Raw genomic sequence first — 9986 nt, 5'->3', positions numbered from 1 at the left:
TCCCTCGCTGTTCGACCGCGCATTCGGCGCCGCCCGCGACTGGCTGCTGGGCGGCAACACCGTGCTGCGCGTCGGCGTGGTGCTGCTGTTCCTCGGCCTGGCCTTCCTGCTGCGCTACGCCACCGAGGGCATGACCATGCCGCCGCAGGGGCCGTATATCGGCACCGCCGCAGCCGCGCTGGCGCTGCTCGGACTCGGCTGGTGGCTGCGCCACCGGCGCCCGGCCTATGCGCTGATCCTCCAGGGAACCGGCGTAGCCGTGCTCTACCTGACGGTGTTCGCCAGCATCAAGCTGTATCCGGCGATGAACCATGGCGAAGTGCTGATCGACCCGAAGGCCGGCTTCGTGCTGCTGGTAGCGGTCACCCTGTTCTCCGCGATCCTCGCCATCCTGCAGGACGCCGTGGGCCTTGCCGCAGCTGCCGCGCTGGGCGGCTTTGCCGCGCCGATCCTGGCGTCCACCGGCGGTGGCAGCCATGTCGCGCTGTTCAGCTACTTCGCCCTGCTCAACGCCGGCATCTTCGCCATCGCCTGGTTCAAGGCCTGGCGGATGCTCAACCTGATCGGCTTCTTCGGCACCTTCGGCATCGGCCTGGCCTGGGGGCTGCGGTCGTACAAGCCGGAGCTGTTCGGCACGACCGAACCTTTCCTGATCCTGTTCTTCCTCACCTACGTCGCCATCGGCCTGCTGTTCGCCCGCCGTCGCCTGGGCGAGGCGGCCGGTGCGCCGGAGGACGATTCCCGCGAGGCGCTGCTGCGCTGGTCGGCGCGGCAGACCGACTACGTCGACGGCACCGTGCTGTTCGGCACACCGCTGGTGGGCTTCGGCCTGCAGTACGCGATCATCCAGCACCTGGAGTTCGGAGCGGCGTTCAGCGCCCTGGCGCTGGGCCTGTTCTACATGGTTCTCGCCCGACTGCTGGCCGGGCGCACCGCCGGGCGTGCGCTGCTGCTGGTGGAAACCTGCCTGGCGCTGGGCGTGGTCTTCGGTACCCTGGCGATCCCGCTGGGCCTGGACGCCCGCTGGACCTCCGCGGCCTGGGCCGTGGAAGGCGCCGGCATCTTCTGGCTCGGCTTGCGCCAGCAGCGGCCGCTGGCGCGCATCTTTGCGCTGCTGCTGCAAGGCGGTGCGGCGTGGGCATTTGTCACTGGGGTGGGCTGGACGCCGTGGATTACCGATCCCCTCCTGGATGGCGCACCGCTGGGCGCGCTGATGCTCGGCGTTGCGCTGCTGTTCAGCTTCTGGAACCTGCGCAATGCCGATGCGCAAATCCTGCGTAGCTGGGAGCCGAACGCTCGCCCGGTGCTGGCGGCCTTCGGCCTGGCCTTCCTCTACCTGATCGCGCCTTTGCTGCTGGGTGTGGACGGCACGGCGATGACCTGGGCCGTGGCCGGGCTGGCGACCCTGTTCGCTGCGCTGCGCCTGCGTTCGCGCACCTTCCTGGCCTGCGCCTTTGCGGTGCAACTGCTGGGCGGGGCGCTGTTCCTGCTGCATCTGCAGGGCGCGGAGGAGGGCAGTAGTGTCCTGGGCTCCGGCTGGCGTGGGTTGGTCACCGCCTCGCTGGTCGGCCTGGCGCTGATCGCCGCCATGCTGATCGCCGCGCGCGATTCGATGGTGCGTGACGACCGCCGCCTGATGCTGGGCCTGAGCGTGGTCCTCTTGCTGGGGCTGGCCTTCATCAACCTCGCCGTGCTCTTCGTGCTGCCGTGGCAGACCGCCGCCGCGGTCTGGTCCGGCAGTGGCCTGCTGATCCTCTGGCTGAGCCTGCAACTGCAGCAGCGCGCCGCGTTCGTCTTCGGCCTGGTGCTGCAGGTGATCGGTGCCGGGGCCTTCCTGCTCGGCGGCTCGGTGTTGTTCGGCGATCTGCCCAGCGAGGGCCTGAAGCCGCTGGCGCACATGGGCTTCTGGACCCCGGCGGTGCTGGCCCTGGCCGCGATGATCGGCGCCTGGCGCCTGCACCGGGCCAGCGAGCGCGAGCACAATCTGGCGCTGGGCGGCCTCGGGCTGGAGCAACTGTCGCAGCTGTTGCTGGTCTGGGGCGCCGGCTGGTGGGCGCTGACCGCGCTGTGGGAAATCGCCCGCTTCGTCCCCGGCGAGATGCGTGAACATGTGGCGCTGCTGGTGGCGGCTATCAGCGTCGGCCTCTGGTCTCTGCTGGCGCGCCGTGAGCAATGGCGCGCACTGGCGCTGCTGTGCCTGGCGCTGGTGCCGGTTTCGCTGGTGGCGCTGGCCAGTGCCTGGAACCTGCAATACCACCCGCTGGCGGAGTTGGGCTGGCTCGGCTGGCTGGCGGTGTTCGCCGTGCACTTCTTCACCCTGCGCCGGCTCGCTGCACTGCTGCCGCGCCGCGCCGCGCAGGCCGCCCATGTACTGGGCTGCTGGCTGATCCTCGGCGTGCTGGCGCTGGAGCTGCGCTACCTGTTCTTCGCCCTGGCCGAGCATTACAACGCCTGGCGCTGGTTGGGCTGGGCGCTGGTGCCGAGCCTGTTCCTTATCCTCATGGGTGGCATGCGGCGCCTGCCATGGCCGGTGGCGGCCTTCGAGCGCGAGTACCGCGCCATAGCCGCCGCCCCGGTGGCCCTGGCGCTGCTGGGCTGGTTCTGGCTGGTCAACCTGTTCAGCAATGGCGCGGCCGACCCGCTGCCCTACCTGCCGCTGGTGAACCCGCTGGAGCTGGGCATGCTCATCGTGCTGGCGGCGGTGTTCCAGTGGACGCGCCTTGGCCTGCCGCAATTGGGCTTGGCCGAGTCCACCCTGCGCCTGCCGGTGCAGGCGCTGCTGGGGGCCTCGCTGTTCGCCCTGCTGACCATGGCGGTGTGCCGCACCGCGCACCACTGGGGCGGCGTGCCGTTCGAGTTCGATGCGCTGAGCCAGTCCATGCTGGTGCAGGCTGGGCTGTCCATCGTCTGGGCGCTGATCGCCCTGGGCCTGATGATCGCCGGGCACCTGCGCGGTCGCCGCGACTTCTGGCTGGTCGGCGCGGTGCTGCTGGTCGTGGTGGTGATCAAGCTGTTCCTCGTCGATCGCGCCAGCGGTGGCAGCCTGGAACGCATCATTTCCTTCATCGGTGTCGGCGTGCTGATGCTGATCGTCGGCTACTTCGCACCGCTGCCGCCACGCCGGCCGGTGCCGGAAGAGCCATCGCAACAGGAGCAACCCTCCGCATGAAGCTGAACAAGATCGTCCTGCTCGTTGGCGCCTGCCTGCTGGGCACCCAGGCCAATGCCGCGCCCACTCCGGCGGACTTCGCCAATCGCGTGCCGCTGGAAGTGTCCGGCAACGGCCCCTGGTACCGCGTGCAATTGCCCATCGAGGTGCTGTTCGCCGCCCGCCATGGCGACCTGCGCGACGTGCGCGTCTTCAACGCCGAAGGCGAGGCGCTGCCCTACAGCCTGCGCACCAGTGCGGCCAGCGAGAAGGAGGTGCGCAGCGAGGTGCAGGCGCGCATCTTCCCGCTGCGTGGCGCCTCCGGCAGCGCGGCCGGCGACAACCTGAAGATCGTCCGCAGCACCACCGGCACCATTCTCGAAATCACTCCGAACGCTCCGGGGCAGGACAAGACCCAGGTGCTGCGCGGCTGGCTGCTGGAGACCGGTTCCGGCGATTTGCCGCTGGATCGCCTGCAACTGGACTGGACTGCCGACAGCGACGGCTTCCAGCGCCTGCGCATCGAAGCCAGCGACGACCTCGAACACTGGCGCTCCCTGGGCGAGGGACAACTGGCGCGGCTGGACTTCAATGGCCAGCGCATCGAGCAGAACGACATTGCCTTGCCCGGCCAGACGGCACGCTACCTGCGCCTGTGGTGGGAGTCGCCGGAGCAGGCCGCGCAACTGGTCGGCGCCACCCTCAGCGGCAGCCGCAGCAGTAGCGGCCCGGTGCCGATGCTCTGGTCCGAGCCGCTGGCGGCCAGGGCCGACAACAACGGCGATTTCAGCTGGAGCCTGCCGCTGGCGCTACCCGTGGAGCGCGTGCGGATTCCCCTGCAGCAGGACAACACCCTCGCGCCGGTGGTGATCTCCGGTCGCCATGACGGCAACGTGCAGTGGACGCCGCTGGCGCGCGGCGTGCTTTACCGTCTGCCGGGGCAGGGCGGCGAGATCACCCAGGAAGAGCTGGAGCTGCCCGGCACCACGCTGGGGCAGCTGCGTCTGCAGGTGGATTCGCGCGGCGGCGGCCTGGGCGGTTCGACGGCGCACCTGAGCGTGGGGGTTCGCGCCAGCGAGCTGGTGTTCCTTGCCCGCGGCGGCGCGCCTTACGAGCTGGCGGTGGGCAGCGGCTCCCTCAGCGATGCCAGCCTGCCGCTGACCACCCTGGTGCCCGGCTACGAGCCCAAGCGCCTGGCGAGCATGGGCGAGGCGCGACTCAAGGGCACCCTGCAGGCGCCGGCGACACAATCGCCGGCCACTGCGGCGAAAGCCGATACCGCCTGGAAGCGCTACGGCCTGTGGGCCCTGCTGCTGGCGGGCGTCGGCCTGCTCGCGCTGATGGCGCTGAGTCTGCTGCGAAGCAATCGCCAGGCGAGCTGATCGACGCGGATCGCCGCAAGATAGGGGTGTCGCCTGTAGAAATTCTGATACTGTCTTGGTGGTTCTGATTACCAATAACAACAAAGCATGGAGTAGCAGAATGATCAGAAAGGCGCTCACCCCGCTGGCGGCTGCCTGCGCGATGGCCATTGCCACACAGGCCCTGGCAGCCCCTTCGCCGTATTCCACCCTGGTCGTCTTCGGCGACAGCCTGAGCGATTCCGGACAGTTCGCCGATGCCGGCGGCCCGGCCGGTGCCAGCACCCGTTTCACCAACCGCGTCGGGCCGACCTACCTGGACGGCAGCGGCGAGGTCTTCGGCCCTACCGCGCCGATGATCCTGGGCGGCAAGCTGGGTATCAGCGGAACTGACCTGAACCCCTCGACCTCTCTGGTCCCCGGCACCGTGGACGGCAACAACTGGGCCGTTGGCGGCTACCGCACCGACCAGATCTACGATTCCATCACTGCTGCCGGCGGCTCGGTCGTCACCTCCGGCTCGACCAGCCGCACCCGCGACGGCTATCTGGTGAACAACCGCGCCGATCCGAACGCGCTGTACTACCTCACCGGCGGCGGCAACGACTTCCTCCAGCTGCGAATCACCAGCGACCCCACCGCCCGCGCCGCCGCCGGCCGCCTGGTGGACAGCGTGGATGCGCTGCACAACGCCGGCGCGCGCTACATCATGGTCTGGCTGCTGCCCGACCTCGGCCAGACACCGGCCACCAATGGCACCGCGCTGCAATCCTTCGGCACCCAGCTGTCGGGGATCTTCAACGAGGAACTGGTCAGCCAGCTGGCGGCCTCCAACGCCAACGTCATCCCGCTGAACATCCCGGCGATGTTCAAGGAAGTGCTGGCCAACCCCGGGGCCTATGGCCTGGCCACGGACCAGAACCTGATCGGCACCTGCTTCAGCGGCAACAGCTGCCCCGAGAACGCGGTGTACGGGCGCCACGGCAGCAACCCCGATCCGACCAAGCTGATCTTCAACGACGGCGTGCACCCGACCATCGCCGGCCAGAGCCTGATCGCCGACTATGCCTACTCCGTGCTTTCCGCGCCGTGGGAAGCGACCATGCTGCCGGAGATGGCCCTGGGCACCTACAACGCCTACCAGGACCAGCTGCGCAGCCAATGGCTGGCGGACTGGGAAAACTGGCAGGCCACCGGCCAGTGGCGCGGCTTCGTCACCGGTGGCGCCCAGCACCTGGACTACGACGACCAGGACAGCGCCGCCGACGGCTCCGGCTACGGCGCCAACCTGACCCTGGGCACCAGCTACCGCCTCGACGACGCCTGGCGCGTCGGCGGCTCGCTGGGCTTCTACCGGCAGAAACTGGAGCTGGGCTCGGACGACTCCGACTACAGGCTCAACAGTTACCTGGGCAGCCTGTTCGTGCAGTTCCAGCAGAACCGCTGGTGGGCTGATGCGTCGGTGACCGGCGGCAAGCTCGACTTCGACGACGCCAACCGCAAGTTCACCATCATCAACCACGAGGTCGAGGAAAAGGCCGACACCGACGGCAGCCTGTTGGCCTTCAGCGGCCGCCTGGGCTACGACATCGCCCAGGGTGGCGAGAACTGGCACCTGTCGCCCTTCGTCAGCGCCGACTGGGCGCGGGTGAAAGTGGACGGCTACGAGGAGGACAGCGGCCGCTCCACCGCGCTGGCCTTCGATGAGCAGAACCGCTATTCCCGCCGCCTCGGTGCCGGCCTGCAGGGCAAGCTGGACCTGTCCCAGGACACCCAGCTGTTTGGCGAGGTCGCCGTGGAGCGCGAGTACGCGGATGACACGCAGAACGTCGGGATGAACTTCACCAGCCTGCCGGACGTCGGCTTCAGCCTGCAGGGCTATACCCCGCAGAGTCACTTGCAGCGCGCCACCATCGGCTTCGCCCAGAAGCTGACCCCGGAGCTGTCGCTGCGCGGCGGCTACAGCGCGCACCGCAGCAGCGACGACCTGGCCCAGGGCGTGAACCTCGCGCTGAGCCTGGACTTCTGATCGGCCTGGGGTGATGGACAAGGCCTGGTAGCAGGCCTTGTCCCAGCCTTTCCCGGCGCAGGTTGTGATCTACCTGCGCTTGGAAGAAAGGTGGTGAGCGAGCAGGACGCAGCCCCCGACAGCCACCATGAACAAACAGAATCCCAGGGTCTGTCCTGTCGTCATCAGGCGCATGCTGTATTTGCCGGCCGGCATCTGCCTGCCCAGCAATGCGAGGCGGAGAAACATCGATATGCCAAACAGGACGAAACTCAACCCCGCGCCTTTCACCCAGATGGGGTCGTTCCTGCCTGGCAATAAGGGGCCGGGCGAGCCCTTGACGGTCAGCCAGACAGCCAGGAAGAACGGCGTCGCAACGAATAGGAAGTCCAGCACCTGCCTGTCTCCGGTCGCTTCACGAGCAATTGGCTGAATATGCACCCAGTCTTGCGCCGGTGCTGGAACTGACCCGCAATGGCGCAACGAATTCGACGGCAGCCACTGCCACGCCGCCGGCGCGCGTTCCGACGCTCGCGCAATTCCGCTCCTCCAACCGCTCTCGCTAGCTATGTTCTGAGCGTCGCCTCCGATGGCTGCCGGGTCCTGATGGTCCAGGCCGTCCTCGACGGCGCACCGGGACGCGGCTGAAGGTCGCGGCGCCGATGAGCGTCGGGGAACTGCCCGTGCCCGGCGGGCTCCAAGCATTCGGCGAGCCCACCGTACAGGAGGCGTCGCGGTCGTTTCCACGCTAGAATGCGCCCTGATTTTTTCCATCTTCTCCCCTGGAGTCTTCCATGTCCCGCGTTACCCTGAGCCGCTACCTGATCGAGCAGACCCGCAGTCACAACACCCCGGCCGACCTGCGTCACCTCGTGGAAGTGGTGGCCCGCGCGTGCAAGGAAATCAGCCACGCCGTGTCCAAGGGTGCGCTGGGCGGCGTGCTGGGCAGCATGGAAACCGAAAACGTGCAGGGCGAGGTGCAGAAGAAGCTGGACGTGCTGTCCAACGAAATCCTCCTGGAAGCCAACGAGTGGGCCGGTAACCTGGCCGGCATGGCCTCCGAGGAAATGGACCACCCCTACCAGATTCCGGGCAAGTACCCCAAGGGCGCCTACCTGCTGGTCTTCGATCCGCTGGATGGCTCCTCCAACATCGACGTCAACGTCTCGGTCGGCACCATCTTCTCCGTGCTGCGCTGCCCGCAGGAATACCTGAGCCAGAACGACAGCCTGCGTGAGGAAGCCTTCCTCCAGCCGGGCACCACCCAGGTCGCTGCCGGCTACGCCATCTACGGCCCGCAGACCATGCTGATCCTGACCCTGGGCAACGGCGTGAAAGGCTTCACCCTGGACCGCGAGCTGGGCAGCTTCGTGATGACCCACGACAACATCACCGTGCCCACCAGCACCGCCGAATTCGCCATCAACATGTCCAACCAGCGCCACTGGGAAGCCCCGGTGAAGCGCTACGTCGACGAGCTGCTGGCCGGCAAGGAAGGCCCGCTGGGCAAGAACTACAACATGCGCTGGATCGCCTCCATGGTGGCCGACGTGCACCGCATCCTGACCCGCGGCGGCGTGTTCATGTACCCGCGTGATTCCCGCGAGCCGGAGAAGCCCGGCAAGCTGCGTCTGATGTACGAAGCCAACCCGATGTCCTTCATCATCGAGCAGGCCGGCGGCGCCGCCACCAACGGCCGCCAGCGCATCCTCGACATCCAGCCCGACAGCCTGCACCAGCGCGTCGCGGTGTTCCTGGGCTCCAAGGAAGAAGTCGAGCGCGCCACCGCCTACCACAAGGAAGGCTGATGACCACCGCGCCCTGGCAGACCCTGCTCGACTGGTGGTTCGGCACTGCGCTGGATGCCAATGAGGTCGCCGCCCAGCGCAACGCGTTATGGTTCGGCAAGAGCGCCTGCCAGGACGTGGACTCGGAAAACCGTTTCGGCGGCCTGGTGCGCCAGGCCCTGGACGGTGGTCTGCAGGAGTGGGAGCGCGAGCCGCAGAGCTGGCTGGCGCTGATCCTGCTGCTGGACCAGCTGCCGCGCATGGTCTTCCGCGACTCTCCACGCGCCTACGCCGGCGACGCCCGCGCCCAGCAGCTGGTGCGCCAGGGCCTGGAGGCCGGTGTCGACCGCCAGTTGCCGCGCATCGAGCGGGTGTTCGTCTACATCGTCCTGGAGCACGCCGAAGACCTGGCCAGCCAGAACGAGGCGGTGCGCCTGTTCGAAGCCCTGCAGGCGGAATCCGGCGACAGCGAGAAGGTCCTGTTCGCCGGCTACCTCGCCTACGCGCGCAAGCATCAGGTGGTGGTCGAGCGCTTCGGCCGCTTCCCCCATCGCAACGCCATCCTCGGTCGCGAATCCACCGCTGAAGAAGCGGTGTTCCTCACGGAACCTGGCTCACGTTTCTGACTCCAAGCCGGCGGCCTTTCCGGCTGCCCTGTGCCAAGCTGTGGGCTGGGCCCCTCAAAAAATGGAGTTGTCGATGTCCTTCCGCCGCCTCGCGCTCGTCGCGTTCTGTGTCGTCCTGGCCGCTTGCAGCAAAGTGAACCAGGAGAACTATTCCAAGATCAAAACCGGCATGAGCAAGGCCGAAGTCGAAGACCTGCTCGGCAAACCCACCGAATGCTCCGGCGCGCTGGGCGTTTCCAGCTGCACCTGGGGTGATCAGAAAGCCTTCATCAGCATCCAGTACGCCGGCGACAAAGTGCTGCTGTTCTCCGCCCAGGGCCTGAAATAAGCGCGCCCGGGCAGGGCAGGCGGCCAAGGAGGAGCGAATGCATCGAGACGCTAGTCGATACATCAGTCGATCCATCACCTGGCTGGCCTGCCTCGCCGCATTGAGCGGTTGCGCAGGCTCCGCCCAGCAACCGCCGCAGACCGTGCAGGTGGACCTCAAGCGCTACGAGGGCACCTGGTACGAGCTGGCCCGCAAGCCGATGTTCTTCCAGCGCCAGTGCGCGCAATCCGAAGCCCGCTATCGCCTGCAGGATGACAGCAGCATCGCGGTCACCAACCGCTGCCTGACCAGGGACGGCGAGTGGGACCAGGCCACCGGCCGCGCCGAGGCGCAGGTGCCGGGCCGCACGGACAAGCTCTGGGTGCGTTTCGACAACACCTTCTCGCGGATCTTCCCCGGCCTCGCCAAGGGCGACTACTGGGTGCTCTACGTCGATGACGACTACCAGACCGCACTGGTGGGCAATCCCAACCGTGAGTACCTCTGGCTGCTCTCGCGCCAACCGGTGGTGCCGGATGCTACCCGCATGAAGCTGCTGGAGCTGGCGCACGAGCGCGGCTACCAGACCGACGACCTGATCTGGCGGGCGGGGGAGACCTCTACCGCGCCCTGACGAAATAACGCCCCTCGGGGCGTTTTTTCATGGATCGGGTCCGGGACGCTTTTCGTAGGAGCGAGCTTGCTCGCGAACCGCATAGCTCCGTGCCGTGCAGGTTCGCGAGCAAGCT

Annotated in this window: 8 protein-coding genes; 7 read left to right on the top strand and 1 reads right to left on the bottom strand. The window is 67.7% G+C overall.

Going from position 1 to position 9986, the window contains the following annotated elements; translation table 11 throughout:
* The 3 genes from ACCC94_RS24240 to estP form a co-directional block, all read left to right on the top strand.
* On the top strand, positions 1-3169 hold a 3169-nt coding region (locus tag ACCC94_RS24240), incomplete at its 5' end, for a DUF2339 domain-containing protein (RefSeq protein ID WP_413352157.1).
* Positions 3166-4530 carry a DUF3999 domain-containing protein gene (locus ACCC94_RS24235; protein ID WP_413352155.1) on the top strand — a complete coding sequence of 455 codons (1365 nt, stop codon included), beginning with the start codon at positions 3166-3168 and terminating at the stop codon, positions 4528-4530. The genes ACCC94_RS24240 and ACCC94_RS24235, both read left to right, overlap by 4 nt.
* 100 nt (positions 4531-4630) lie before the next feature.
* Positions 4631-6538 (top strand): esterase EstP, encoded by a 1908-nt coding sequence (estP, locus tag ACCC94_RS24230; protein WP_413352153.1) that lies wholly within the window; start codon positions 4631-4633, stop codon positions 6536-6538.
* 69 nt (positions 6539-6607) lie between these two features.
* Here estP and ACCC94_RS24225 read toward each other — a convergent pair whose 3' ends face one another.
* Complete coding sequence (locus tag ACCC94_RS24225; protein WP_413352151.1) at positions 6608-6913, bottom strand: hypothetical protein; 306 nt, start codon at positions 6911-6913, stop codon at positions 6608-6610.
* Between the two features lie 398 nt (positions 6914-7311).
* Between ACCC94_RS24225 and ACCC94_RS24220 the strand changes: the two genes are divergently transcribed.
* From ACCC94_RS24220 to ACCC94_RS24205, 4 genes are all read left to right on the top strand, one after another.
* Positions 7312-8325 (top strand): class 1 fructose-bisphosphatase, encoded by a 1014-nt coding sequence (locus tag ACCC94_RS24220; protein ID WP_413352150.1) that lies wholly within the window; start codon positions 7312-7314, stop codon positions 8323-8325.
* The gene (locus ACCC94_RS24215; protein ID WP_413352148.1) at positions 8325-8930 is read left to right on the top strand and encodes a DUF924 family protein; all 606 of its coding nucleotides are present in this window, start codon (positions 8325-8327) and stop codon (positions 8928-8930) included. Before ACCC94_RS24220 ends, ACCC94_RS24215 begins: the two co-directional genes overlap by 1 nt.
* Positions 8931-9003: 73 nt before the next feature.
* Entirely contained in the window at positions 9004-9258 is a 255-nt protein-coding gene (gene bamE, locus ACCC94_RS24210) for an outer membrane protein assembly factor BamE (protein ID WP_017517187.1), read from the top strand.
* Between the two features lie 37 nt (positions 9259-9295).
* Positions 9296-9871: a lipocalin family protein gene (locus ACCC94_RS24205; protein WP_413352147.1), complete on the top strand. Its 576-nt coding sequence runs from the start codon at positions 9296-9298 to the stop codon at positions 9869-9871.
* Positions 9872-9986: the final 115 nt, after the last annotated feature.

The sequence above is a fragment of the Pseudomonas sp. Pseusp97 genome, assembly GCF_047304025.1.
Classification (GTDB): Bacteria; Pseudomonadota; Gammaproteobacteria; order Pseudomonadales; family Pseudomonadaceae; genus Pseudomonas.
The sequence above is the reverse complement of the archived record's forward strand: the minus strand, read 5'-3'. Positions and strand labels throughout refer to the sequence as shown.

What these genes read in the sequence shown, in the direction of transcription:
- ACCC94_RS24235 (WP_413352155.1), top strand. Translation starts at nt 3,166, where the DNA reads ATGAAGCTGAACAAGATCGTCCTGCTCGTTGGCGCCTGCCTGCTGGGC.
- estP (WP_413352153.1), top strand. Translation starts at nt 4,631, where the DNA reads ATGATCAGAAAGGCGCTCACCCCGCTGGCGGCTGCCTGCGCGATGGCC.
- ACCC94_RS24220 (WP_413352150.1), top strand. Translation starts at nt 7,312, where the DNA reads ATGTCCCGCGTTACCCTGAGCCGCTACCTGATCGAGCAGACCCGCAGT.
- ACCC94_RS24215 (WP_413352148.1), top strand. Translation starts at nt 8,325, where the DNA reads ATGACCACCGCGCCCTGGCAGACCCTGCTCGACTGGTGGTTCGGCACT.
- bamE (WP_017517187.1), top strand. Translation starts at nt 9,004, where the DNA reads ATGTCCTTCCGCCGCCTCGCGCTCGTCGCGTTCTGTGTCGTCCTGGCC.
- ACCC94_RS24205 (WP_413352147.1), top strand. Translation starts at nt 9,296, where the DNA reads ATGCATCGAGACGCTAGTCGATACATCAGTCGATCCATCACCTGGCTG.